The sequence below is a fragment of the Mycobacterium sp. 2-64 genome (genome assembly GCF_035918375.1).
In the GTDB taxonomy this organism is placed as follows: Bacteria; Actinomycetota; Actinomycetes; order Mycobacteriales; family Mycobacteriaceae; genus Mycobacterium; species Mycobacterium intracellulare.
Genome location: NZ_CP142361.1, coordinates 1,910,262 through 1,935,389 on the forward strand (window position 1 = coordinate 1,910,262; position 25,128 = coordinate 1,935,389).

Genomic DNA, 25,128 nt, shown 5'->3' on the forward strand with positions numbered 1-25,128 from the left:
CCTAGACGACTGTCCATCCCCGAGGAGACGTACCGAACCGTGGCAAGCACTGCCGATTTCAAGAATGGACTGGTGCTGGTGATCGACGGCCAGCTGTGGCAGATCGTCGAGTTCCAGCACGTCAAACCCGGCAAGGGCCCGGCGTTCGTGCGCACCAAGCTGAAGAATGTGCTGTCAGGCAAGGTCGTCGACAAGACGTACAACGCCGGGGTGAAGGTGGAAACCGCGACCGTGGACCGGCGCGACACCACCTACCTGTACCGCGACGGCTCGGACTTCGTGTTCATGGACAGCCAGGACTACGAGCAGCATCCGCTGCCGGAGTCGCTGGTCGGCGACGCCGCCCGGTTCCTGCTCGAGGGTCTGCCGGTGCAGGTGGCGTTCCACAACGGGGCGCCGCTCTACATCGAGCTGCCGGTGTCGGTCGAGATGGAGGTCACCCACACCGAGCCCGGCCTGCAGGGCGACCGGTCCAGCGCCGGCACCAAACCCGCCACCGTGGAAACCGGGGCCGAGATTCAGGTGCCGCTGTTCATCAACACCGGGGACAAGCTGAAGGTGGACACCCGCGACGGCAGCTACCTGGGACGTGTCAACGCGTGAGCCGGCCCGTTAAAGGGCGACATCAGGCTCGCAAGCGCGCCGTCGACCTGTTGTTCGAAGCCGAGGCGCGCGGATTGAGCCCCGCGGAGGTGGTCGACGTCCGCACCGGGCTCGCCGAGGCGAACCCCGAAATCGCGCCCCTGCAGCCGTATACGGCGGCGGTGGCGCGGGGCGTCGGCGAACACGCCGCACACGTCGACGACCTGATCAGCTCGCATCTGCAGGGCTGGACGCTGGACCGGCTGCCCGCCGTCGACCGCGCCATCCTGCGGGTCGCGGTGTGGGAGCTGCTCTACGCCGACGACGTGCCGGAGCCGGTCGCCGTCGACGAGGCCGTCCAGCTGGCCAAGGAGCTGTCCACCGACGACTCGCCGGGCTTCGTCAACGGGGTGCTCGGCCACGTCATGCTGGTCACCCCGCAGATCAGGGCGGCCGCCCAGGCCGTTCGGGGCGCGGCGGGTTCCGACGCCCCGGGCACAGCGGAGGACCACGGACCGCAGCCATGACCCGGTTGGAGCTGCGCCTGGTCGTTGCGGCCGTGCTGGCCGCGGCGGTGGTGGTGGGTGCCGTGGTGTGCGCCGCCTACGGGTGGACCATCGTCGCCTCGGTGCTCTCGATCTTCGCGCTGGGGGTGGGCGCCTGGCTGTATCACTGCGTCGAACGGGTGGCCGTCGCCCGCCGCATCAGCACGGTGCGTTCGGCGGCCCGGCCGCTGCAGCCGCTGCTGCCGGTGATGGCCGCGATCATGGGCCTGACGCAGGGCGTGGTGCGAGCGCTCAGCGACGTCACCGACCTGCCGGCCCGTAGCCGGGAGCTGCCCGTGCTGCGGTGGGCGGACGCCCGGTCAAACCGGCGGATGATCGAAGGTGGTGACGAGCCGGATCGCTGATCAAGCTCAGGTGAAACGGCCACGGTCGGGACGCGGCGGGTTGACAATACGAGTTGGACTGCAGCGGCGGCGATCCGAGAAGAACAGGTGAGGTCATGATCCGATACAGCACCCAGCCGCGACGACTTCGAGTCTCCGCGCTGGCGGCGGTGGCCAACCCGTCCTACGCCCGGGTCGACACCTGGAACCTGCTCGACGACGCGTGCCGCCACCTCGCCGAGGTGGATCTCGCCGGCTTGGACAAAACCCACGACGTGGCCCGGGTGAAGCGTCTGATGGACCGCATCGCCGCCTACGAGCGCTACTGGCTGTACCCGGGGGCGGAAAACCTGGCGGTCTTCCGCGCGCACCTGGAGAGCCTGTCCACGGTGCGGCTCACCGAAGAGGTCTCCCTGGCCGTGCGGCTGCTGAGCGAATACGGCGACCGCGCAGGCCTTTTCGACACCTCGGCGCCGCTGGATGACCAGGAGCTGGTGGCGCAGGCCAAACAGCAGCACTTCTACACCGTGTTGCTCGCCGACGACGCCCCCAGCACGGCGCCGGACAGCCTGGCCGAATGCCTGCGGGCGCTGCGTTGCCCGTCCGACGACGTGCAGTTCGAGATCCTGGTCGTCCCCAGCGTCGAGGACGCGATCACCGCCGTCGCTTTGAACGGGGAGATCCAGGCCGCGATCATCCGCGACGACCTGCCGCTGCGCTCGCGTGACCGGCTGCCGCTGATGAACACGCTGCTCGGGCCCAACGAGGACGCGGACGGCGTCATCCCCGACCGCGCCAACGACTGGGTGGAGTGCGGCGAATGGATCAGGGAGCTGCGGCCCCACATCGACCTGTACCTGCTCACCGACGAGTCGATCGCGGCGGGCGACGACAGCGAGCCCGACGTCTACGACCGGACGTTCTACCGGCTCAACGACGTCACCGATCTGCACAGCACGGTGCTCGCCGGGCTGCGGAACCGTTATGCCACACCGTTTTTCGACGCGCTGCGGGCGTATGCGGCGGCGCCGGTCGGCCAGTTCCACGCGCTGCCCGTCGCGCGCGGCGCCAGCATCTTCAACTCCAGGTCGCTGCAGGACATGGGGGAGTTCTACGGCCGCAACATCTTCATGGCCGAAACCTCCACCACCTCCGGCGGTCTGGACTCGCTGCTCGACCCGCACGGCAACATCAAGAAGGCGATGGACAAGGCCGCGAAAACGTGGAACGCGGACCACACCTACTTCGTCACCAACGGGACGTCGACCGCCAACAAGATCGTCGTGCAGTCGCTGACCCGGCCCGGCGACATCGTGCTGATCGACCGCAACTGCCACAAGTCGCACCACTACGGGCTGGTGCTGGCCGGCGCCTACCCGCTCTACCTGGACGCCTATCCGTTGCCGCAGTTCGCGATCTACGGGGCGGTGTCGCTGCGCACCATCAAGCAGACGCTGCTGGACCTGGAGGCGGCGGGACAACTGGACCGCGTGCGGATGCTGCTGTTGACCAACTGCACGTTCGACGGCGTCGTCTACAACCCGCTGCAGGTCATGCAGGAGGTGCTGGCGATCAAGCCGGACATCTGCTTTCTGTGGGACGAGGCGTGGTACGCCTTCGCGACGGCGGTGCCGTGGGCGCGGCAGCGGACCGCGATGGTGGCCGCCGAACGGCTCGAGCACATGCTGGCATCGCCGGAATACGTTGAGGAATACCGGAAATGGGCCGCGTCGATGGACGGGGTCGACCGGTCGGAGTGGATCGAGCGTGAGCTGATGCCCGATCCGGCGAGCGCGCGGGTCCGCGTCTACGCGACGCACTCCACGCACAAATCGCTGTCGGCGCTGCGGCAGGCGTCGATGATCCACGTCCGTGACCAGGATTTCAACGCGCTCACCCGCGACGCGTTCGGGGAGGCGTTTTTGACCCACACGTCGACCTCACCGAACCAGCAGCTGCTCGCGTCGCTGGACCTGGCCCGCCGCCAGGTCGACATCGAGGGTTTCCAACTCGTCCGGCAGGTCTACGACATGGCGCTGGTCTTCCGGCACCGGGTCCGCAAGGACCGGCTGATCAGCAAGTGGTTCCGCATCCTCGACGAATCCGATTTGGTGCCCGAGGAATTCCGGGAGTCGTCGGTCAGTTCGTACCGCGAGGTCAGGCAGGGCGCGCTGGCCGAATGGAACGAGGCGTGGCGCTCCGACCAGTTCGTGCTGGACGCGACGCGCGTGACCCTGTTCGTCGGCGCGACCGGGATGAACGGTTACGACTTCCGCGAGAAGATCCTGATGGAGCGGTTCGGCATCCAGATCAACAAGACGTCGATCAACAGCGTGTTGTTGATCTTCACGATCGGCGTCACCTGGTCGAGCGTGCACTACCTGCTCGACGTGTTGCGGAGGGTGGCAATCGATTTCGACCGCACCGAAAAGGCGGCGAGCGTGGCGGACCGGGCGCTGCAGCAACGCCACGTCGAGGAGATCACCGAGGACCTGCCGCACCTGCCCGACTTCAGCGAGTTCGACGTCGCGTTCCGGCCCGTCGACGAATGCAACTTCGGCGACATGCGGTCGGCGTTCTACGCCGGATACGAAGAGGCCGATCGCGAGCACGTGCTGATCGGCATGGCGGGCCGGCGGCTGGCCGAGGGCAAGACGCTGGTGTCGACGACGTTCGTGGTGCCCTACCCGCCGGGCTTCCCGGTGCTGGTGCCCGGCCAGGTTGTCTCCAAGGAGATCGTCTACTTCCTGGCCCAGCTCGACGTCAAGGAAATCCACGGCTACAACCCCGATTTGGGGCTGTCGGTCTTCACGGAGACGGCGCTGGCGCGCATGGAAGCGCAACGCAACGCCGCGGCGGCCGCGGTGGGCTCGGTGACCGCGGCGTTCGAGCTGCCCGCAGACGCCTCCGTCGCCTCCGGCATGAACGGGGCGCGCAACGGCGCGCCGGCGGTGCCGTCGGTCGCCGACAACACCTGACGCGCGCGTCGGGTTCTGCTCATCCAGATCGCAACACCGGCGGATCGCCGCAGGTGGCGCAATGGCGCGTCGGTCCGAGGTTTCCGCTGGTCGGGCGCGAACGGGACCCGGCGCAATGCGGCTGGGCGCCGTCGCCGACGCTGCCCGGCGGCCCGGAAAGGGGCCCTGAGCTGCGTTAGCGTGGCGGCGTGGCGCAACCAGTACCCGTCGGGGATGTTCAAGGCTCGCGGGCCAGCCGCGCCCGCCGGGTCGCCGACGTGTTGCGCCAGCAGATCCACGCCGATGCCTACCCGGACGGCCTGCCGGCCGAACTCGATCTGGCCGCCGAGTTCTCGGTCTCGCGCAACACCGTTCGCGAAGCGCTGACCGTCCTCAAGCACGAGGGGCTGATCGACCGCGGGCCCAGGGTCGGCACCCACGTCGCGCAGCGCAAGTACGCCCACGGGCTCGACGCGCTGCTGGGCCTGAAGGAAACGTTCAAGGATCTCGGCGAGGTGCGCAACGAGGTGCGGGCGGCCATGCCGGTCACCGCGCCGCCGTCGGTGGCCCGCCGGTTGCGGCTGAAACCGGGGGAGCAGGCGGTGTTCGTCGAGCGGCTGCGCTACCTCGGGGACCTGCCGCTCAGCCTGGACCTCACCTACCTCGCCCCGGACATCGGCAGGCAGGTGTTGAACCATCCCCTGGAAACCGACGACCTGTTCGCGCTCATCGAGGAGGTCAGCGGGCAGCGGCTGGGCTCGGCGGCGCTGGCGCTCGAGGCTATCCCCGCCGACGCGCACTCGGCGGCCACGCTGCAGGTGCCCGACGGCGCGGCGCTGCTGATGCTGGAGCGCCTCACCAGCCTTGCCGACGGCACCCCCGTCGACCTCGAGTACATCCGGATGCGAGGCGACCGAATCACCATGCGCGGCAATCTTGTCCGAGCCGAAACGAGGAGCAACCCATGACGCTGATCAACAACACGCGCGCGGACGTGCCGGTGACGATCGACGAGTCGCTTTGCATCGACGGCTGCACGCTGTGCGTGGAGGTCTGCCCGCTCGACGCGCTGGCCATCAACCCCGAGACCGGCAAGGCCTTCATGCATGTCGACGAATGCTGGTACTGCGGCCCCTGCGCGGCCCGCTGTCCGACCGGCGCCGTCACCGTCAACATGCCCTATCTCCTTCGCTGAAAAGCGTTTATCCCCAGGACGTTCGATGAGACGACACGCCGTCTGGCCGGCGTCGGTGATGATCGCGATCGCAGCGTTCACCTCCGGGTGCTCGCTGGAATCCCTGTCGCAGTCATCCGGCGCGGTCAACGTGGTGGTGGGATACCAGTCCAAGACCATCAACACCGTCACCGCGGGCACGCTGCTGCGCGCACAGGGCTACCTCGAACACCGCCTTGCCGACATCACCACCCGCACCGGCACCAAATACGCGGTGCGGTGGCAGGATTACGACACCGGCGCCCCGATCACCGCGCAGATGCTCGCCGAGAAGATCGACATCGGCTCGATGGGCGACTATCCGATGCTGATCAACGGCTCCAAGACGCAGGCCAACCCGCTGGCCCGCACCGAGATCGTCTCCATCACCGGCTACAACCCCAAGGGCGCCCTCAACATGGTGGTGGTGACCCCGGATTCGCGCGCCAAGGGCCTGGCCGACCTCGCCGGCACCAAGGTCTCCGCCAGCGTCGGGTCGGCCGGCCACGGCACGCTGGTGCGCGCGCTGGGCAGGGCCGGCGTCACCGGCGTCGAGGTGCTCAACCAGCAACCGCAGGTCGGGGCATCGGCGCTGGAATCCGGTCAGGTACAGGCGCTTTCGCAATTCGTCGCCTGGCCGGGGCTGCTGGTCTATCAGGGCAAGGCCAAGCTGCTCTACGACGGGGCCGAGCTGAACCTGCCCACCCTGCACGGTGTGGTGGTGCGCCGCTCCTACGCGTCGGCGCACCCGGAGGTGCTGGGCGCCTTCCTGCAGGCGCAGTTGGACGCCACCGATTTCCTCAACGACAAGCCGCTGCAGGCCGCCCGCATCGTGGCCAAGGAAAGCGGGCTGCCCCAGGAGGTCGTCTACCTCTACAACGGTCCCGGGGGCACGTCGTTCGACACCACGCTGAAGCCGTCGTTGGTCGAGGCGCTGAAAAGCGATGTGCCGTACCTGAAGTCGATCGGTGACTTCGCCGATCTCGATGTGGCGAAGTTCGTCGTGGACGAACCGCTGCGCGCGGTGTTCACCGCTCGCGGCCTCGACTATGCGGCGTCGCGGGCGCGCACCGCCAACCCGTCGGCGCTGCGCGGCGACCCCACGCTGGCCAGCGAGCTGTGGCTGGACGGCGCCGACGCCACGCAGACGGTCGCGACGCCGACCGCGCTGCTGCAGGCCGTGCGGGACGCGGTCAGCCGCGGAGCCAAGGTCCGCGCCGCCTACGTTCCCGACGCCGAGCTCGGCACCCGCTGGTTCGCCGACAAGGCGTTCTGGGTCAAAGACGGGCAGAACTACCTGCCGTTCGGCACCCCGGCCGGGGCGAACCGGTACCTCGCCGGTCACCCGCGCGGTGTCGCCATGGATTACCAAGAGGCACTGGGAGGTTCGGTATGACTGCCCACGTGGTGGCCGATCAAGTCCTCGGCGTCGTCTCGACGCCCGCGGTGGCGCGGCCCCGGCGTATCGCGGCGCGGTGGCAGTCTCGGCTGCTGCGGCTGGCGTCGGTGGCCGCCGCGATCGGGGTGTGGCAATTGCTCACCGCGGACAAGGTGCGGCTGTTGCTGCGGTTCGACACGCTGCCCACCGTCACCGAGATCGTCAACGCGCTGCACCGCCGGCTCGGCACCGGCGAGTACTGGCTCGACCTGGCGCAGTCGCTGATCCGCATCCTGACCGGGTTCGGGCTGGCCGCCGTCGTCGGCGTCGCGACCGGTGTGCTGCTGGGCCGCTCGCGGTTGTTCGCCGACGTGTTCGGGCCGCTGGTGGAGCTGGCCCGGCCCATCCCGGCGATCGCCATGGTGCCGGTGGCCATCCTGCTGTTCCCGACCGACGAGGCCGGCATCGTGTTCATCACGTTCCTGGCGGCCTATTTCCCGATCATGGTCTCCACCCGGCACGCGGTGCGCGCGCTGCCCACCCTGTGGGAGGACTCGGTGCGCACGCTCGGCGGCGGCCGCTGGCAGGTGCTCACCCAGGTGGTGCTGCCCGGCATCCTGCCGGGTGTGTTCGGCGGGTTGTCCGTCGGCATGGGCGTGGCCTGGATCTGCGTGATCTCCGCCGAGATGATCTCCGGGCGCCTGGGCGTCGGCTACCGCACCTGGCAGGACTACACCGTGCTGGCCTACCCGCGGGTGTTCGTCGGCATCATCACCATCGGCGTGCTGGGATTCGTGACGTCGGCGGCCGTCGAATTGGTGGGCCGCCGCGTGACCCGCTGGCTGCCGCGCGCCCAGGAGGGCGCACGATGACCGCGACCAAGACCGGGATGGGCCTCGAGCTGGACCGGGTTCGCTTGTCCTACAACGGTCCTGCGGTGATCGACGACCTGAGCCTGGTGGTGCGGCCGGGCGAGATCCTGGTGCTGACCGGGCCGTCGGGCTGCGGCAAGTCGACCGTGCTGCGCGCCCTGGCCGGCCTGCTCTTACCCGACGGCGGCCGCGTGCTGGCCGACGGCGACCCCGTCGAAACCACCTCGGGCGACCGGGGAATGGTGTTCCAGGACAACGCATTACTGCCCTGGCGCACCGTGCGGTCCAACATCGAATTGGCGCTGCGCCTGCGCGGCGCACCCCGGGCCGGCCGGCGCGCCGCCGCCGAACGCTGGATCGACGAACTCGGGCTCACCGGATTCGGCAACTATTTGCCCAAGAGCCTGTCCGGCGGGATGCGCCAGCGCGTCCAGCTCGCGCGGGGCCTGGCCGGGGCGCCCCGGGCGGTGATGATGGACGAGCCGTTCGGCGCGCTGGACACCCAGACGCGCGCCGCCATGCAGCGGCTGCTGATCGACACCTGGCGCACCCACCCGACCACGATCGTGTTCGTCACCCACGACGTCGACGAGGCGCTGGCGCTGGGGGACCGCATCGTGGTGCTGGGCCGCGCCGGTGAGCCGGTGCGCGCCTCGATCGAGGTGCCGGAGCCGCGCAGCGACCGGCCACAGCAGGAGTTGCGCGCGCAGATCATCGCCGCGCTGAACCACGCGGAGGTCCCATGATGCAGATTCCCGACCCGGCGGCTCCGGTCCGGCTCGACTGTGACGTCCTGGTCATCGGCGGCGGCACCGCCGGCACCATGGCGGCACTGTCCGCCGCCGAGAACGGCGCGCAGGTGCTGTTGCTGGAGAAGGCCCACGTGCGGCACTCGGGCGCCCTGGCGATGGGCATGGACGGCGTCAACAACGCGGTGATCCCCGGCAAGGCCGAACCCGAGGACTACGTCGCCGAGATCACCCGCGCCAACGACGGAATCGTCAACCAGCGCACCATCTATCAGACCGCCACCCGCGGTTTCGCGATGGTGCAGCGTCTCGAGCGCTATGGGGTGAAGTTCGAGAAGAACGAGCACGGTGAATACGCCGTGCGCCGGGTGCACCGCTCGGGCTCGTACGTGCTGCCGATGCCCGAGGGCAAGGACGTGAAAAAGGCGCTGTACCGGGTGCTGCGGCAACGGTCGATGCGCGAGAAGATCCGGATCGAGAACCGGCTGATGCCGGTGCGGGTGCTGGTGGATGGCGGCCGTGCGGTGGGCGCCGCGGCGCTGAACACGCGCAGCGGCGAGTTCGTCACCGTCGGCGCCAAGGCGGTCATCCTGGCGACCGGGGCGTGCGGCCGGCTCGGGCTGCCCGCCTCGGGCTACCTGTACGGCACGTACGAGAACCCGACCAACGCCGGCGACGGCTACTCGATGGCCTACCACGCGGGCGCCGAGCTGTCGGGCATCGAATGCTTCCAGGTCAACCCGCTGATCAAGGACTACAACGGGCCGGCGTGCGCGTACGTGGCCAATCCCTTTGGCGGATACCAGGTCAACGCGCACGGCGAGCGGTTCGTGGACTCCGACTACTGGTCGGGGCAGATGATGGCCGAGGTCAAAAGCGAGATCGACTCCGCGCGCGGGCCCATCTATCTCAAGGTGACGCATCTGTCCGACGAGACGCTGACGGCGCTGGAAAACATCCTGCACACCACCGAACGGCCCACCCGGGGCACGTTCCACGCCAACCGGGGCCACGACTACCGCACCCACGACATCGAGATGCACATCTCCGAGATCGGTTTGTGCAGTGGGCATTCCGCCTCCGGCGTGTGGGTCGACGAGCAGGCCCGCACCACGGTGCCCGGCCTGTACGCCGCCGGGGACATGGCCTGCGTCCCGCACAACTACATGATCGGGGCGTTCGTGTTCGGCGACCTCGCCGGCACGCACGCCGCGTCCACCCTGGCCGATGTCGCCGCGCCGCAACGGCTTCCGCAGGACCAGGTGCGCGAGGCGCACGAGCTGATCTACCGGCCGCTGCGCCACCCCGACGGGCCGCCGCAGCCGCAGGTCGAATACAAGCTGCGCCGCTTCGTCAACGACTATGTCGCCCCGCCCAAGACGGCGGCCAAACTGTCGCTCGCGATCCGCACCTTCGAGCGGATGAGCGAGGAGATCGCCGAGATGGGCGCCCGCAACCCGCACGAGCTGATGCGCGCGGTGGAGGTGTCGTTCATCCGGGACTGCGCCGAGATGGCCGCCCGATCCTCGCACACCCGCACCGAATCGCGGTGGGGCCTCTATCACGACCGCGCCGATCTGCCCGGCCGCGACGACGCCCAGTGGGGCTACCACCTCAACCTTCGCAAGGACGCCGGCGGCGAGATGGTGTTCCTCAAGCGGCCGGTGGCGCCGTACTTCGTGCCGGTCCCGGAGCTGGACGGCCTGCCGCCCACCGACCGGACCGTGTACCCGGTGGAGGAGCCGCCGCTGATCGGCGGCCATGCGCCCGCCACGGCGGTGTCCCGAATCGCCCCGGCGACAACGGCTTTCGAGCCGCCCTCGCCCCGCATCGCCGAGGTGCTGGCGCTCGAGGAGCCGACGGTCGCCGACCTGGCGCGCTACCTCGCCGACGCCGATCCCGGCGTGCGCCGCACCGCGGTGGCCACGCTGACCGAGCACATCCCCGACGGGTACGCCCCCGCGCTGTTGGCGGCGCTGGGCGACGACGACGCGGCCGTGCGCCGCACCGGCGCCGACGGGATCCGCGAACTGGTCGAGGTGCTGCCCGAGCCCGAAAAGGCCCGGGAATACCTGGATTCGGCCGACCGCGTGGTGCGGGCGGCGGCGCTGTACGTGCTGGCGGCACGCCGCGCCGGTGACGGCGCCCACTACCGCCGCGCCCTCGCCGATGCCGATCATCGGGTCCGCATCGAGGCGGTGCGCGCGCTGGTGTCCGTCGACGACGTGCAGGGCGTCGTCGACGCCGCCGGCGACGAGAACCGGGAGGTCCGGATCGCCGCGGCCGCCGGTCTGGCGACGCTAGCGGCGGTGGCAGCCCCAGCTAGCCGGGCGGTGCGCGGGCTGGTCGCCGACACCGACCCGTTGGTCCGTGCCGCCGGCCTCGCCGCGCTGGGTGAGATTGGTTGCGGCCAAGACGATTACGCCGCCGTCAAGCAGGCGCTACGGGCCCCGGCGTGGCAGGTGCGCGAAGGCGCGGCGCGCGCGCTGGCCGGCGCGGCCGCGAATTTCGCGGTTCCGCAGCTGTCCGAGGCGCTCAGCGACGCGCACCTGGACGTGCGCAAGGCGGCGGTGCTCAGCCTGACGCGCTGGGCGGCCGAACCCGACGCCCGCGACGCGCTCGGGATCGCGCTCAAGGACAGCGACGCCGACGTGCGGGCCTACGCGCGCCGGGCGCTGGAGCACGACGGCTCGCTGCAGAACGGCTAGTCAGCGCAGGATCTTGGCGTAGAGCAGGCTGTCCTGCGGCTCGGATCCCATGGTGGGGTAGACGGCGTGCCGGGCCAGCCGGCCCTCCAGGAAGAAGCCGGCGTGCTCGAGCAGGCGCGCCGAGCGTTCGTTGTCGACGCTGCAGGTGGCCCAGACCCGATACACGTCGCGATCGGCGTCGAGCGCGGTGAGCAGCATGCCGAGCACCTCCGACATCAGGCCCTTGCCCCACCACCGCCGGCCCAGGCAGTAGCCGATCTCGACCGAGTGCGCCGCCGTGCGCCGGCAGCTGGCCAGCCCGACGACCTCGCCGCGGTGCCGCAGTTCGATCACCCAGGTCTTCTCGTCGGCGGCCGCGTTGAGCTTTTCGGTGATCACCCGCCGCGTCGCCGCGACGTCGGGATGCGGTGCCCACAGCAGATACTTGGTGACCTGCGGATCGCGCGCGACCCGCTGGTACAGCGGTCCGGCGTCGTCGAGCGTGGGTAGGCGCAGGGTCAGCCGCGGCCCGTTGATGCGGTCGGGTGGGTAGTCGGGCATGGCGATGCGCCCTTTAGAGGCCGAGCGCGCGGTAGGTGTTGCGGACGAATCTTGGTTGGGCCGTGCGGAGTTTGGCCAGCGACGTGTTGCCCGCGACGGCCGTGGCCGCGTCGACGGTCAGGTCCGGCAGATTCTGGATGAGGTAGATCAGGATCAGATCCGCGGTGGGATCGGCCTGCCACCAGGTTCCGTAGGCGCCGGGCCAGCTGAACGTGCCGACGCCGCCGGGTCCGAACAGCGGTGTGCTTTTTGCCGGATCGGTCACCACCGACAGGTTCAGCCCGAAGCCGCGGCCGACCCAATACGGCGCGCCCAGGAAGTTGTGCCGCTTCTGCTCGTCGGTCAGCCGGTCGGTGCGCATCAGCCGCACGGACTCCTCCGAGAGCACCCGCACACCGTCGATCGTTCCGCCGCCGAGCAGCATTCGCACGAAGCGCAGGTAATCGTCGGCGCTCGACCACAACCCGCCGCCGGCATTGCAGAACGACGGCGGCGTGAGGTGCGGCGGGCCCATCACCCCGTGCTGCAGCTGGTGCTCGTTGGTGAGCCGGTACATGGTCGCCGCGCGCCGCCGCGCCTCGGCGGTGACGAAGAACCCGGTGTCGGTCATGCCCGCCGGCCCCAGGATCCGTTCGTCGAGAACCTGATGGAACGGCTTGCCGTCGATGCGGGAAGCGATGACGCCCAGCAGGTCGATGGAGTGGCTGTAGGTGACCCGCTCGCCGGGTTGGTGCACCAGCGGCAGCTTGGCCAGTTCGGCCAGCCACGCGTCCGGGCCTTGGTTGAACGGCAGCCGCATGTAGGCCTTGGCGATCGGGCCGGACACCGAGAATCCGTACGCCAGGCCGCTGGTATGGGTGAGTAGGTCCTCGATGAGGATGGCGCGGTTCACCGGGTGGGTGCGGTCCAACGGGCCATGCGAATCGTCGAGCACCCGCACGCCGGCCAGCTCCGGCGCCCAGCGCACGACCGGATCCTTGAGCGTCAGCTTGCCCTCGTCGACCAGGCTCATGATCGTCGCGACCGTCACCGGCTTGGTCATCGACGCGATGCGAAACAGCGTGTCCCGCTGCATCGGCAGGCCCGCGTCCACGTCGCGGTAGCCGATCTCGTTGACCTGCAGCAGTTCTCCGCGCTGCCATACCACCGTCACCGCGCCGGCGAGCAGGCCGGCGTCGCACACCTCGCGGACGGAGGCCGCGTTGCCGTCAAGGGTCGAGCGATTCACCCGGTCAGGTTAGCGGGCCGGCGCCGCCGCGCGACCGGCGCCGCCGCGCACGGACGCGGCGCAACGCGCGCGAACGCGGCGCAACGCGCGCCGACGGACCGTCCGATTCTCCTCCCACGCGACACTGGGCGAAGCGATGGGTGTTTTGCCCGCCTCCGAGCGACAACGGGCCGGGACGCGGGCCGTGGCGGGTGCCGCCCGTAGCGGTGCCGCCCGTGGCGGGTGCCGCTCGGCAACTTGTCGCTGGGAGGTGGGCACACATCGTGTGCCTCCCCGGAGAGACTCGTGGGACGCGTGTGACGAGCGCGACCGGGGAGCGATGCGCGCCACACGCGGCCGGCGCCGCCGCCCCCGAAATAAGTGCTACGCTGCCGTGCAGTCGACATCCTTTAACGATCCGTCCGGTGAGGCGGAGAAGGAGGTCAAGTTTCGTATGGGTGCTGCGGGCGACACGCGCTCAGGCAGTGATTCCCGGGAATTGATGTCGGCGGCCGACGTGGGCCGCACCATTTCCCGTATCGCACACCAGATCATCGAAAAGACGGCCCTCGACGGCCCCGACGCTCCGCGGGTCGTGCTGCTGGGCATCCCCACTCGCGGCGTGATCCTGGCCGAACGCCTGGCCGGCAACATCGGCGAATACAGCGGCGTCGAGGTCGGCCGCGGCGCGCTGGACATCACCCTGTACCGCGACGACCTGATGCAAAAACCACCCCGGCCGCTGGAAGCCACCTCGATCCCGGCCGGCGGCATCGACGACGCCTTGGTGATCCTGGTCGACGACGTGCTCTACTCCGGCCGCTCGGTGCGCTCCGCCCTGGACGCGCTGCGCGACGTCGGCCGCCCCCGGGTGGTGCAGCTGGCGGTGCTGGTCGACCGGGGCCACCGCGAACTGCCGCTGCGCGCCGACTATGTGGGCAAGAACGTCCCCACCTCACGCACCGAGAGCGTGCACGTGTTGTTGCGGGAGAGCGACGGTGACGACGGGGTGGTGATCTCGCGATGACCCGACACCTGCTTGCCGCCGGGGACCTGAGCCTCGACGACGCCACCGCCATCCTCGACGACGCCGACCGCTTCGCCCAGGCGCTGGTCGGCCGCGAGATCAAGAAACTGCCGACGCTGCGCGGCCGCACCATCGTGACGATGTTCTACGAGAACTCGACCCGCACCCGGGTGTCCTTCGAGGTGGCCGGCAAGTGGATGAGCGCCGACGTGATCAACGTCAGCGCCGCCGGATCGTCGGTGGGCAAGGGCGAGTCGCTGCGCGACACCGCGCTGACGCTGCGGGCCGCCGGGGCCGATGCGCTGATCATCCGGCACCCGGCGTCGGGGGCCGCGCACCTGCTTGCCGAATGGACACGCGCCGGCGGCGATTCCGGCCCCTCGGTGATCAACGCCGGCGACGGCACCCATGAGCACCCGACGCAGGCGCTGCTGGACGCGCTCACCATCCGCCAGCGGCTCGGCGGCATCGAGGGCCGGCGGGTCGTGATCGTCGGCGACGTCCTGCACAGCCGGGTCGCCCGCTCCAACGTCATGCTGCTGCACACCCTGGGCGCCGAAGTGGTGCTGGTGGCACCGCCGACGCTGCTGCCGGTCGGCGTCGACGGCTGGCCGGTGACGGTGTCGAACGACTTCGACGCCGAGCTGCCCGCCGCCGACGCGGTGCTGATGCTGCGCGTGCAGGCCGAGCGGATGAACGGCGGCTTCTTCCCGTCGGTGCGCGAATACTCGTCCCTGTACGGGCTTTCCGATCGCCGCCAGGCGATGCTGCCCGGGCACGCCGTGGTGCTGCACCCCGGGCCGATGCTGCGCGGCATGGAGATCGCGTCATCGGTGGCCGATTCGTCGCAATCGGCCGTGCTGCAACAGGTTTCCAATGGTGTGCACGTGCGGATGGCGGTGCTGTTCCACGTGCTGGTGGGTGCCGAGTCGGCTGGAAGCGAAGGGGCCGCATGAGCGTGTTGCTGCGCGGGGTTCGGCTGTACGGCGAAGGCGACCGCGTCGACGTCCTGGCCGAGGACGGTCAGATCGCCGAGATCGGCCCGGGCCTGAAGATCCCCGACAGCGCCGACGTCATCGACGCGACGGGCCAGGTGCTGCTGCCGGGGTTCGTCGACCTGCACACCCACCTGCGTGAGCCGGGCCGCGAATACGCCGAAGACATCGAAACCGGTTCGGCCGCCGCGGCTTTGGGCGGCTACACCGCGGTGTTCGCGATGGCCAACACCAACCCGGTCGCCGACAGCCCGGTGGTCACCGACCACGTCTGGCATCGGGGCCAGGAGGTCGGCCTGGTGGACGTGCACCCGGTGGGCGCGGTCACCGTCGGGCTGGCCGGCAAGGAGCTCACCGAGATGGGCATGATGGCCGCCGGGGCCGCGCAGGTGCGGATGTTCTCCGACGACGGCATCTGCGTGCACGATCCGCTGGTGATGCGCCGCGCCCTCGAGTACGCCACCGGGCTGGGCGTGCTCGTCGCCCAGCATGCCGAGGAGCCTCGGCTGACCGTCGGCGCCGTCGCCCACGAGGGACCCACCGCCGCCCGGCTGGGCCTGTCCGGATGGCCACGGGCCGCCGAGGAATCCATCGTCGCCCGCGACGCGCTGCTGGCGCGCGACTCCGGCGCCCGGGTGCACATCTGCCACGCCTCCACCGCGGGCACCGTCGAGATCGTGAAATGGGCTAAGGATCAAGGGATTTCGATCACCGCCGAGGTCACCCCGCACCACCTGATGCTCGACGACAGCCGGCTGTCCAGCTACGACGGGCGTAACCGCGTCAACCCGCCGCTGCGCGAGGCCGCCGACGCGGTGGCGCTGCGCCAGGCGCTGGCCGACGGCGTCATCGACTGCGTGGCCACCGATCACGCCCCGCACGCCGAGCACGAGAAGTGCGTGGAGTTCTCCGCGGCGCGGCCCGGCATGCTGGGACTGCAGACGGCGCTGTCGATCGTCGTGCAGACGATGGTCATCCCGGGGCTGCTGACCTGGCGTGGCCTCGCCCGGGTGATGAGCGAGAACCCCGCGCGCATCGTGGGCCTGCCCGATCACGGCCGGCCGCTGGAAGTGGGGGAGCCGGCCAACCTGACCGTGGTGGACCCCGACGCCTCCTGGACCGTCGCCGGGCCCGACCTGGCCAGCCGGTCGGCCAACACGCCCTACGAAGCGATGACCCTGCCCGCCACCGTGACCGCGACCCTGCTGCGCGGCAAGGTCACCTGCCGAGACGGGAAGTGCCCGGCATGAATTCGGGCACGCTGGTGGGGTCGCTGATCTTCGCGGCCGTGCTGGTGGTGGTGATCACGGTGGTGATCCAGCTGATGATGCGCAGCTGGCAGCGCCGCGCGCAGCGGCAGGCGGAGCTGATCGGCGACCTGCCGCAGATCCCGGACCAGGTCGGTGCGGCGAGCATCACCACCCGCGGCCACTATTGCGGGTCCATGATGGCGCCGGGCTGGAACGAGCGGATCGCGGCGGGCGATCTCGGTTACCGCAGCAAAGCGGTGCTGACCCGCTACGCCGGGGGCATAATGGTGGAACGCCTGCGGGCCCACCCGATTTGGATTCCACAGGACTCGATCACGGCCATCCGCATGGAGCGCGGAATGGCGGTCAGGCCGGCCCGGATCGGCATTCTGGCGATCCGCTGGCGGCTGCCGTCGGGCGTCGAGATCGACACCGGTTTCCGGGCGGATCACCGCCACGACTACGACCCGTGGCTGGAGGAACGGGATGGCCAGGAGAATGAGGTCGCGTGAGCAGTAAGGCCCTATTGGTACTCGAAGACGGCCGCGTCTTCACCGGCACCCCGTTCGGCAAGATCGGCCAAACACTGGGCGAGGCCGTGTTTTCCACCGGCATGTCCGGTTACCAGGAGACGCTGACCGATCCCAGTTACCACCGCCAGATCGTGGTGGCCACCGCGCCGCAGATCGGCAACACCGGCTGGAACGACGAGGACGCCGAGAGCCGCGGCGACAAGATCTGGGTCGCCGGCTACGCGGTGCGCGATCCCTCGCCGCGTCCGTCCAACTGGCGGGCCACCGGCACCCTGGAGGACGAACTGATCCGCCAGCACGTCGTCGGGATCGCCGGCATCGACACCCGGGCGGTGGTGCGGCACCTGCGCACCCGCGGCTCGATGAAGGCGGGCGTGTTCTCCGGGCACGCGCTCGCCGACCCCGACGAGCTGGTGCAGCGGGTGCGGGGCCAGCAGTCCATGCTGGGCGCCGACCTGGCCGGCGAGGTCAGCACGCCGGACACCTACATCGTGGAACCCGAAGGGGAACCCCGGTTTACGGTGGCCGCGCTGGACCTGGGCATCAAGACCAACACGCCGCGCAACTTCGCCCGCCGCGGCATCCGCACCCACGTGCTGGCGTCCTCGGCGACCTACCGGCAGATCGCCGACATCAAACCGGACGGCGTGTTCCTGTCCAACGGCCCGGGCGACCCGGCCACCGCCGACCACATCGTGGCGGTGACCCGCGAGGTGCTGGGCGCCGGAATCCCGCTGTTCGGCATCTGTTTCGGCAACCAGATCCTGGGCCGCGCGCTGGGCCTGTCCACCTACAAGATGGTGTTCGGTCACCGCGGCATCAACATCCCGGTCATCGACCACGCCACCGGGCGGGTGGCGGTGACCGCGCAGAACCACGGCTTCGCGCTCGAGGGGGAGGCCGGACAGTCCTTCGACACGCCGTTCGGCCAGGCGATCGTCAGCCACACGTGCGCCAACGACGGAGTGGTCGAGGGCGTCAAACTCGCCGACGGGCGGGCCTTTTCGGTCCAATACCATCCCGAGGCCGCCGCCGGGCCGCACGACGCGAATTACCTGTTCGACCAATTCATCGAATTGATGGCGGCCCCAAACCGCGGAAGGGGGCGGTAGTGCCGCGTCGCGCCGATTTGCGTCACGTCCTGGTGATCGGCTCCGGGCCGATCGTCATCGGTCAGGCCTGCGAGTTCGACTACTCGGGCACCCAGGCCTGCCGGGTGCTGCGGGCCGAGGGCCTGGAGGTCAGCCTGGTCAACTCCAACCCGGCGACCATCATGACCGACCCGGAGTACGCCGACCACACCTACGTCGAGCCGATCACCGCCGCATTCGTCGAGAAGGTGATCGCCCAGCAGGCCGAGCGCGGCAACAAGATCGACGCCCTGCTGGCCACCCTGGGCGGGCAGACCGCGCTCAACACCGCGGTCGCGCTCTACGAGAACGGCGCGCTGGAGCGCCACGGCGTCGAGCTCATCGGGGCCGACTTCGACGCCATCCAGCGCGGCGAGGACCGGCAGATGTTCAAGGACATCGTCGCCAAGGTGGGCGGTGAATCCGCCCGCAGCCGAGTGTGTTTCACCATGGAAGAGGTCCGCGAGACGGTCGAGGAGCTGGGCCTGCCGGTGGTGGTGCGACCCAGCTTCACCATGGGCGGCCTGGGCTCGGGGATGGCGCGATCCGTCGAGGAGGTCGACCGGATGGCCGGCGCGGGGCTGGCCGAAAGCCCCAGCGCCAACGTGCTCATCGAGGAATCGATCTACGGCTGGAAGGAATTCGAGCTCGAGTTGATGCGCGACGGCAACGACAACGTCGTCGTGGTGTGCTCGATCGAGAATTTCGACCCGATGGGCGTGCACACCGGTGATTCGGTCACCGTCGCGCCGGCCATGACGCTGACCGACCGCGAATACCAGCGGATGCGGGACCTGGGCATCGCGATCCTGCGCGAGGTGGGCGTGGACACCGGGGGCTGCAACATCCAGTTCGCGATCAACCCGGCCGACGGCCGGCTGATCGTCATCGAGATGAACCCCCGGGTGTCGCGGTCAAGCGCCTTGGCGTCCAAGGCCACCGGCTTCCCGATCGCCAAGATCGCCGCCAAGCTGGCCATCGGCTACACCCTCGACGAGATCGTCAACGACATCACCAAGGAGACCCCGGCCTGCTTCGAGCCCACCCTGGACTACGTGGTGGTCAAGGCCCCGCGGTTCGCCTTCGAGAAGTTCCCGGGCGCCGATCCCACCCTGACCACCACGATGAAATCCGTCGGCGAGGCAATGTCGTTGGGCCGCAACTTCATCGAGGCGCTGGGCAAGGTGATGCGCTCGCTGGAGACCAGCCGCACGGGCTTTTGGACCAAGCCGGACCCCGACGGCGACGTCGAGGAGGTGCTGACCCGGCTGCGTACCCCGACCGAGGGCCGCCTCTACGACATCGAACTCGCGCTGCGCCTGGGCGCTTCGGTGGAACGCGTCGCCGAGGCCAGCGGCGTCGACCCGTGGTTCGTCGCGCAGATCGGCGAGCTGATCACGCTGCGCGCCGAACTGATCGCCGCCCCGGTCCTCGACGCCGACCTGCTGCGGCGCGGCAAGCACAACGGGCTTTCGGACCGCCAGATCGCCGCGCTGCGACCGGAATTGGCCGGCGAGAACGGGGTGCGCTCGCTGCGCGAGCGCCTCGGCGTGCACCCGGTGTACAAGACCGTCGACACCTGCGCGGCCGAGTTCGAGGCCAAGACGCCGTATCACTACAGCAGCTACGAGCTCGACCCCGCCGCCGAGACCGAGGTGGCCCCGCAGACCCAGAAACCCAAGGTGCTGATCCTGGGTTCGGGCCCCAACCGGATCGGGCAGGGCATCGAATTCGACTACAGTTGCGTGCACGCGGCAACGACGTTGAGCCAGGCCGGTTTCGAGACCGTGATGGTCAACTGCAACCCCGAGACCGTGTCGACCGACTACGACACGGCCGACCGGCTGTACTTCGAACCGCTCACCTTCGAGGACGTCCTGGAGGTGTTCCGCGCCGAGCAACAATCGGCCGGGGACGGGCCGGGGGTGGTCGGGGTGATCGTGCAACTCGGCGGTCAAACCCCGCTGGGGCTGGCGCAACGCCTCGCCGACGCCGGCGTGCCGATCGTCGGCACCCCGCCGGAAGCCATCGACCTGGCCGAGGACCGCGGCGCGTTCGGTGACGTGCTGACCGCGGCCGGCCTGCCGGCGCCGAAGTACGGCACCGCAACCACTTTCGACCAGGCCCGCCGGATCGCCGAAGACATCGGATACCCGGTGCTGGTGCGCCCGTCCTACGTGCTGGGCGGTCGCGGCATGGAGATCGTCTACGACGAGGAGACGCTGCGGGGCTACATCACCCGCGCGACCGAGCTCTCGCCCGAACACCCGGTGCTGGTCGACCGCTTCCTGGAAGACGCCGTGGAGATCGACGTCGACGCGCTCTGCGACGGCACCGAGGTGTACATCGGCGGCATCATGGAGCACATCGAGGAGGCCGGCATCCACTCCGGCGACTCGGCCTGCGCGCTGCCGCCGGTCACGCTGGGCCGCAGCGACATCGAGAAGGTGCGCCGCGCGACCGAGTCCATCGCGCACGGCATCGGCGTGGTGGGGCTGCTGAACGTGCAATACGCGCTCAAGGACGACGTGCTCTACGTCCTCGAGGCCAACCCGCGGGCCAGCCGCACGGTGCCATTCGTGTCCAAGGCCACCGCGATCCCGCTCGCCAAGGCGTGCGCCCGGGTCATGTTGGGCGCCAGCATCTCCCAGCTTCGCGAGGAGGGGCTCCTGGCGGCGTCCGGGGACGGGGCACACGCGGCGCTGGACGCCCCCATCGCCGTCAAGGAGGCGGTGTTGCCCTTCCACCGCTTCCGCCGCATCGACGGCGCCGCCATCGATTCGCTGCTCGGCCCGGAGATGAAGTCCACCGGCGAGGTGATGGGGATCGACCGCGACTTCGGCAGCGCGTTCGCCAAGAGCCAGACCGCCGCCTACGGGTCGCTGCCGGCGCGGGGCACGATCTTCGTGTCGGTCGCCAACCGCGACAAGCGCTCGCTGGTGTTTCCCGTCAAGCGCCTGGCCGACCTGGGATTCCGCGTCCTCGCCACCGAGGGCACCGCGGAGATGTTGCGCCGCAACGGGATTCCGTGCGACGAGGTGCGCAAGCACTTCGAGGACCCGCAGCCGGGGCGGCCCCCGCAGTCGGCGGTGGACGTGATCAAGGCCGGCGAGGTCGACATGGTGATCAACACCCCCTACGGCAATTCCGGTCCGCGCATCGACGGCTACGAAATCCGTTCGGCCGCGGTGTCGGTCAACATCCCCTGCGTCACCACGGTGCAGGGCGCGTCGGCCGCGGTGCAGGGCATCGAAGCGGGCATCCGCGGCGACATCGGGGTGCGCAGCCTGCAGGAGCTGCACAGCCAGATCGGCCAGGGCGGCCTGCCCGGAAACGGGGCCCGGTGACCGGCTTCGGGGTCCGGCTGAGCGACGCGAAAGCCGAACGCGGACCGCTGTGCGTGGGCATCGACCCGCACCCCGAGCTGCTGCGGGCCTGGGGGCTGCCCACCACCGCCGACGGGCTGGCCGCGTTCTGCGACATCTGCATCGAGGCGTTCTCCGGCTTCGCCGTCGTCAAGCCGCAGGTGGCGTTCTTCGAGGCGTACGGCGCGGCCGGATTCGCGGTGCTGGAACGCACCATCGCGGCCCTGCGGTCGGCCGGCGTGCTGGTGCTGGCCGACGCCAAGCGCGGCGACATCGGAACCACGATGGCCGCCTATGCCGCCGCCTGGGCGGGGGATTCGCCACTGGCCGCCGACGCGGTGACGGCCACGCCGTACCTGGGGTTCGGGTCGTTGCGGCCGCTGCTGGAAGCCGCTGCCGCGCACGACCGGGGGGTGTTCGTGCTCGCCGCGACCTCCAACCCGGAGGGCGCGACCGTGCAGCGGGCCGCCTTCGACGGCCGCACGGTGGCCCAGCTGGTCGTCGACCAGGCGGCCGTGGTGAATCGCTCCGCGACCCCGTCCGGGCCCGGATACGTCGGCGTCGTCGTGGGCGCGACGGTGCTGCAGGCGCCCGATCTCAGCGCCCTGGGTGGGCCCGTGCTGGTGCCGGGCCTCGGGGTGCAGGGCGGGCGGCCCGAGGCGCTCGCCGGGCTGGGCGGCGCCGAGCCGGGGCAGCTGCTGCCCGCGGTCGCGCGCGAGGTGCTGCGGGCCGGACCGGGGGTGGCGGAGCTGCGCGGGGCGGCCGAACGGATGCTGGACGCCGTCGCCTACCTGGCGGTGTGAGCTAGTCCGATGGCGGCGACCCGCTGCGCCCGGCTACGCCGCGCTTGCGATCGCCGCTGATATGTGAGTCATTTTGTCAAGGGGCAGGGTGAAGCGGCGGCCGCAACCGTCGTCGAGGCCGCCGCTTCGTTGACCAGATGAGCGTTGAGGTGTCGAGCGTGTCGTGTCGACGCGTGTCAGTCTGATATACGCGGGTTGGTTACCGCAGGACGGGACTTTCGAGTCGGAGCGGTCCGCTTGTCTAGATGTCGAGCGTGATCGGTTGTGGTGCAACGTGATTGCTCATAGCGGCGACGCGGGTCACTCCAAGACGCTTGCCGACATCTGCTTGCTCATCTGGACGTTTGTGGGCCGCTTAGTCCTCGAGGACGGCCAGCGACCAGCACCATCCGGCCAGCTCACGCGCGATCGCGGCGTTGGCCACCACGGAGCGTTTCTTGCGCTCATCGAATCGCATCCAGCGTTCATGCAGGCGCCGGTTGCCGGCCTGGCCGCGGGCGCGGGCGGCTGGGGATGCGGCATCCCAGCGGCGGCGCATCACCGCGCCGGGCCGGTAGGGGGCTCGGTGATGCCAGGCGGCTTCGATGAGCAGGCGGCGGGCATGACCATTGCCGGTCTTGGTCACCGCGCCCTGGGTTCGCGTCGCTCCTGAGGAGTACTCGCTTGGCACCAGCCCCAGATAGGCGCCGATACTGCGCCCGGTCAGCCGAGACCAGTCCCCGATCTCGACGGCCAGCCCGAACGCGGTCAGCGTGGACACCCCGCGCAGACACCCCAGCCGGGTCACCACCGGGGTGAACCGCGAATCAGCGGCCATCTCGGCGATCGCGGTATCGAGGCGCTCCCGGCGCTCGAGGGTGGCCAGCATCGCGTCGAAAGCGGTGTCGTAGGCCAGCTGCAGCGCGGCACTGTCGAACCGCTGCCGACGCAACCACCGCTGATGCTCACGGATCCAGGCTCGTCCACCGCAATAGACGATCCCCTGGCGCAACAACAGTTTCGACAGTCGATGCCGAGCAGACATCAAATCCCCACGGACATCCTCGCGGGCCCGCACCAAATCCCGCGCCGCTTCCTGCTCGATGCTGGGAACCGTCACTTCGGTGATCTGGCCCAGATGCAACAACCGCGCCAGATGCGCGGCGTCGCGGGCATCGGTTTTGACTCGGTCACCCGTCGGGCGAATCAACTTCGATGGCGCAGCCACCACACAGGCGATGCCCGCGGCATCCAACGCCCGGGCTAACCCGAACCCGGTCGGACCCGCCTCATAGGTCACCGCCACCGGGCCCGGAAGATCCCTTAGCCATGCTGCGATCTCACCACGGTCGGGGGTCAACCGCCGCTCGAATACCTCCCCGGTATCCCCATCCAACCCACACCCGACCACCGATCGGGCGTGCACATCCAACCCAACACTCGTACGCTGAATCTTCACTGGGGCCTCCATCCACATCTGTGGCTCTACTGGCCAGGACCAACTTCCTGACAGCAACCCACGTTCACATGTGGCGAGGCCCCAGCCTCCTCATACCGTCTAGTCCGACGCCAGCGCCGTGCTGGGCTGGGCCGTTTCGACGATGACCGTGGTGGCCTTGACGACGGCCACCGCCACGCTGCCAGGACGCAGCTGCAACTCCTCGGCGGCCTCGGTGCTCATCAGCGAGACGACGGTGAACGGGCCGCACTGCATCTCCACCTGGGTCATCACCTTGTCGCTGACCACCGCGGTGACCAGCCCGACGAAGCGGTTGCGGGCCGAGCTGCCGATGCTGAGCGGGTCGGCCGGCGGCGCGGGCGCGTTGCTGCGGGAGAAGCGGGCGAGGTCCTCGCTGGCGATCACTTTGCGGCCGGCCGCGTCGTGACTGACCTCCAACGCCCCCTGGTTGATCCAGCGCCGCACAGTGTCATCACTGACGCCGAGCAGCTCAGCCGCCTGGCGAATTCGCAGGTTGGACACGCCCCGATGGTATCCGATCCGCGACCGCGGATTAGCTGATACGCGGCCCGGGGCCGCCGCCTTCCCGCGGGTACGGAACGCTCTCAGGCCACGATCCCGTTCCTGCGGTGACACGTCCCTCGCCGACGCGAATCCGCGGAAGTGACACGCCCGCCGCCGTGGGGCCCGGGCGGCACACACGACCCCGCGGGACCCCCGCGGCCCGCGCGGCCGCGGGGCGGCGCCGCTGGCCTGCCCTTTGACCGGCCGAACGCGACACGCGCGACACGCCGCGACGAATGCGTGATCCCTCGCACCGCCCCGCCCGGGTGCGCGCCGGCGCGTTTCCGGACGGCCACGTCGTCGCACCCCACGACGGCCCCTTCGGATAAAGTCGCTGGTAGATGGCTTGGCGACGGCCCAAAACGGGCCGCGCCGGGCCCCTCGGCACGGCGTCGCGGCGGGCGCCGTCGACGTCGCGCGGCGGGCCGCTTTGGGGGGACACGCGCCGTTGCATGCTGGGAGTTTGCCCCGTTAAGCAGGGGGGCGGGTTAGATTTCGTCAGGAGGCCTGAGTACGGTCGTCTCCGCTGGCAGAAGAACCGGCGAGACAAAATGAGATCGATTGAAATTGATTGATCAGATACGGAGGAATCGTGGCCCTTCCCCAGTTGACCGACGAGCAGCGCGCGGCCGCGTTGGAGAAGGCGGCTGCCGCACGTCGTGCACGAGCAGAGCTCAAGGACCGGCTGAAGCGTGGCGGCACCAACCTCACCCAGGTGCTCAAGGACGCCGAGACCGACGAAGTCCTGGGCAAGATGAAGGTTTCGGCGCTTCTCGAGGCGTTGCCCAAGGTGGGCAAGGTCAAGGCGCAGGAAATCATGACTGAGCTGGAGATCGCCCCCACCCGCCGCCTGCGCGGCCTCGGCGACCGTCAGCGCAAGGCCCTGCTGGAAAAGTTCGGCTCCTAACCCGGCCGCCGACGATGCAGG

The 25,128-nt window shown here is 69.8% G+C and carries 22 protein-coding genes; 18 read left to right on the forward strand and 4 right to left on the reverse strand.

Going from position 1 to position 25,128, the window contains the following annotated elements; genetic code table 11:
* Positions 1-39 precede the first annotated feature (39 nt).
* The 10 genes from efp (at position 40) to QGN31_RS09475 (ending at position 11,348) form a co-directional block, all read left to right on the forward strand.
* Positions 40-603, forward strand: coding sequence for an elongation factor P (gene efp / locus QGN31_RS09430; protein WP_007171952.1), 564 nt, complete (start codon positions 40-42; stop codon positions 601-603).
* On the forward strand, positions 600-1,109 hold the full coding sequence (nusB, locus tag QGN31_RS09435) for a transcription antitermination factor NusB (RefSeq protein WP_008258232.1): 510 nt from the start codon (positions 600-602) through the stop codon (positions 1,107-1,109). The genes efp and nusB overlap by 4 nt, the downstream gene beginning before the upstream one ends.
* Positions 1,106-1,492: a hypothetical protein gene (locus QGN31_RS09440; protein WP_014942485.1), complete on the forward strand. Its 387-nt coding sequence runs from the start codon at positions 1,106-1,108 to the stop codon at positions 1,490-1,492. The genes nusB and QGN31_RS09440 overlap by 4 nt, the downstream gene beginning before the upstream one ends.
* A gap of 95 nt (positions 1,493-1,587) precedes the next feature.
* Positions 1,588-4,449, forward strand: a complete 2,862-nt coding sequence (locus QGN31_RS09445; protein WP_008258230.1) for an aminotransferase class I/II-fold pyridoxal phosphate-dependent enzyme — start codon at positions 1,588-1,590, stop codon at positions 4,447-4,449.
* A 188-nt stretch (positions 4,450-4,637) separates the two neighbouring features.
* A complete protein-coding gene (locus QGN31_RS09450; RefSeq protein ID WP_043955102.1) occupies positions 4,638-5,396 on the forward strand; it encodes a GntR family transcriptional regulator in 759 nt (252 codons plus the stop codon).
* On the forward strand, positions 5,393-5,623 hold the full coding sequence (locus QGN31_RS09455; RefSeq protein WP_014942483.1) for a 4Fe-4S dicluster domain-containing protein: 231 nt from the start codon (positions 5,393-5,395) through the stop codon (positions 5,621-5,623). The genes QGN31_RS09450 and QGN31_RS09455 overlap by 4 nt, the downstream gene beginning before the upstream one ends.
* Positions 5,624-5,648: 25 nt before the next feature.
* A complete protein-coding gene (locus QGN31_RS09460) occupies positions 5,649-7,037 on the forward strand; it encodes an ABC transporter substrate-binding protein (protein WP_326544696.1) in 1,389 nt (462 codons plus the stop codon).
* The gene (locus tag QGN31_RS09465) at positions 7,034-7,891 is read left to right on the forward strand and encodes an ABC transporter permease (protein WP_020822982.1); all 858 of its coding nucleotides are present in this window, start codon (positions 7,034-7,036) and stop codon (positions 7,889-7,891) included. Before QGN31_RS09460 ends, QGN31_RS09465 begins: the two co-directional genes overlap by 4 nt.
* On the forward strand, positions 7,888-8,637 hold the full coding sequence (locus QGN31_RS09470; RefSeq protein WP_008258209.1) for an ABC transporter ATP-binding protein: 750 nt from the start codon (positions 7,888-7,890) through the stop codon (positions 8,635-8,637). Before QGN31_RS09465 ends, QGN31_RS09470 begins: the two co-directional genes overlap by 4 nt.
* Positions 8,634-11,348, forward strand: a complete 2,715-nt coding sequence (locus tag QGN31_RS09475; protein WP_014942481.1) for a fumarate reductase/succinate dehydrogenase flavoprotein subunit — start codon at positions 8,634-8,636, stop codon at positions 11,346-11,348. Before QGN31_RS09470 ends, QGN31_RS09475 begins: the two co-directional genes overlap by 4 nt.
* Here QGN31_RS09475 and QGN31_RS09480 read toward each other — a convergent pair whose 3' ends face one another.
* Both QGN31_RS09480 and QGN31_RS09485 read right to left on the reverse strand, forming a co-directional pair.
* The gene (locus tag QGN31_RS09480) at positions 11,349-11,888 is read right to left on the reverse strand and encodes a GNAT family N-acetyltransferase (protein ID WP_014942480.1); all 540 of its coding nucleotides are present in this window, start codon (positions 11,886-11,888) and stop codon (positions 11,349-11,351) included.
* Positions 11,889-11,901: 13 nt separating this feature from the next.
* On the reverse strand, positions 11,902-13,116 hold the full coding sequence (locus tag QGN31_RS09485) for a serine hydrolase domain-containing protein (RefSeq protein ID WP_014385276.1): 1,215 nt from the start codon (positions 13,114-13,116) through the stop codon (positions 11,902-11,904).
* 433 nt (positions 13,117-13,549) lie between these two features.
* On the opposite strand from QGN31_RS09485, the gene pyrR reads away from it, so the two are divergent.
* From pyrR to pyrF, 7 genes are read left to right on the forward strand one after another with little or no spacing between them, the layout of a single operon-like run.
* Positions 13,550-14,122 (forward strand): bifunctional pyr operon transcriptional regulator/uracil phosphoribosyltransferase PyrR, encoded by a 573-nt coding sequence (pyrR, locus tag QGN31_RS09490; protein WP_043955100.1) that lies wholly within the window; start codon positions 13,550-13,552, stop codon positions 14,120-14,122.
* Positions 14,119-15,078: an aspartate carbamoyltransferase catalytic subunit gene (locus QGN31_RS09495; RefSeq protein WP_008258204.1), complete on the forward strand. Its 960-nt coding sequence runs from the start codon at positions 14,119-14,121 to the stop codon at positions 15,076-15,078. Before pyrR ends, QGN31_RS09495 begins: the two co-directional genes overlap by 4 nt.
* The gene (locus QGN31_RS09500) at positions 15,075-16,367 is read left to right on the forward strand and encodes a dihydroorotase (protein ID WP_014942478.1); all 1,293 of its coding nucleotides are present in this window, start codon (positions 15,075-15,077) and stop codon (positions 16,365-16,367) included. The genes QGN31_RS09495 and QGN31_RS09500 overlap by 4 nt, the downstream gene beginning before the upstream one ends.
* On the forward strand, positions 16,364-16,879 hold the full coding sequence (locus tag QGN31_RS09505; protein WP_014380487.1) for a PH-like domain-containing protein: 516 nt from the start codon (positions 16,364-16,366) through the stop codon (positions 16,877-16,879). Before QGN31_RS09500 ends, QGN31_RS09505 begins: the two co-directional genes overlap by 4 nt.
* On the forward strand, positions 16,876-18,012 hold the full coding sequence (gene carA / locus QGN31_RS09510) for a glutamine-hydrolyzing carbamoyl-phosphate synthase small subunit (protein ID WP_043955097.1): 1,137 nt from the start codon (positions 16,876-16,878) through the stop codon (positions 18,010-18,012). The genes QGN31_RS09505 and carA overlap by 4 nt, the downstream gene beginning before the upstream one ends.
* Complete coding sequence (carB, locus tag QGN31_RS09515; protein ID WP_014942476.1) at positions 18,012-21,377, forward strand: carbamoyl-phosphate synthase large subunit; 3,366 nt, start codon at positions 18,012-18,014, stop codon at positions 21,375-21,377. The genes carA and carB overlap by 1 nt, the downstream gene beginning before the upstream one ends.
* Complete coding sequence (gene pyrF / locus QGN31_RS09520) at positions 21,374-22,198, forward strand: orotidine-5'-phosphate decarboxylase (protein ID WP_008258199.1); 825 nt, start codon at positions 21,374-21,376, stop codon at positions 22,196-22,198. The genes carB and pyrF overlap by 4 nt, the downstream gene beginning before the upstream one ends.
* A gap of 355 nt (positions 22,199-22,553) precedes the next feature.
* Here the strand turns inward: pyrF and QGN31_RS09525 are convergent, their stop codons facing one another.
* Together QGN31_RS09525 and QGN31_RS09530 are read right to left on the reverse strand one after the other, a co-directional pair.
* On the reverse strand, positions 22,554-23,636 hold the full coding sequence (locus tag QGN31_RS09525) for an IS110 family transposase (RefSeq protein WP_438362663.1): 1,083 nt from the start codon (positions 23,634-23,636) through the stop codon (positions 22,554-22,556).
* A 99-nt stretch (positions 23,637-23,735) separates the two neighbouring features.
* Positions 23,736-24,158, reverse strand: coding sequence for a TOBE domain-containing protein (locus tag QGN31_RS09530; RefSeq protein ID WP_008258197.1), 423 nt, complete (start codon positions 24,156-24,158; stop codon positions 23,736-23,738).
* 634 nt (positions 24,159-24,792) lie between these two features.
* Between QGN31_RS09530 and mihF the strand changes: the two genes are divergently transcribed.
* Positions 24,793-25,107, forward strand: coding sequence for an integration host factor, actinobacterial type (gene mihF / locus QGN31_RS09535; protein WP_007171927.1), 315 nt, complete (start codon positions 24,793-24,795; stop codon positions 25,105-25,107).
* Positions 25,108-25,128 lie beyond the last annotated feature (21 nt).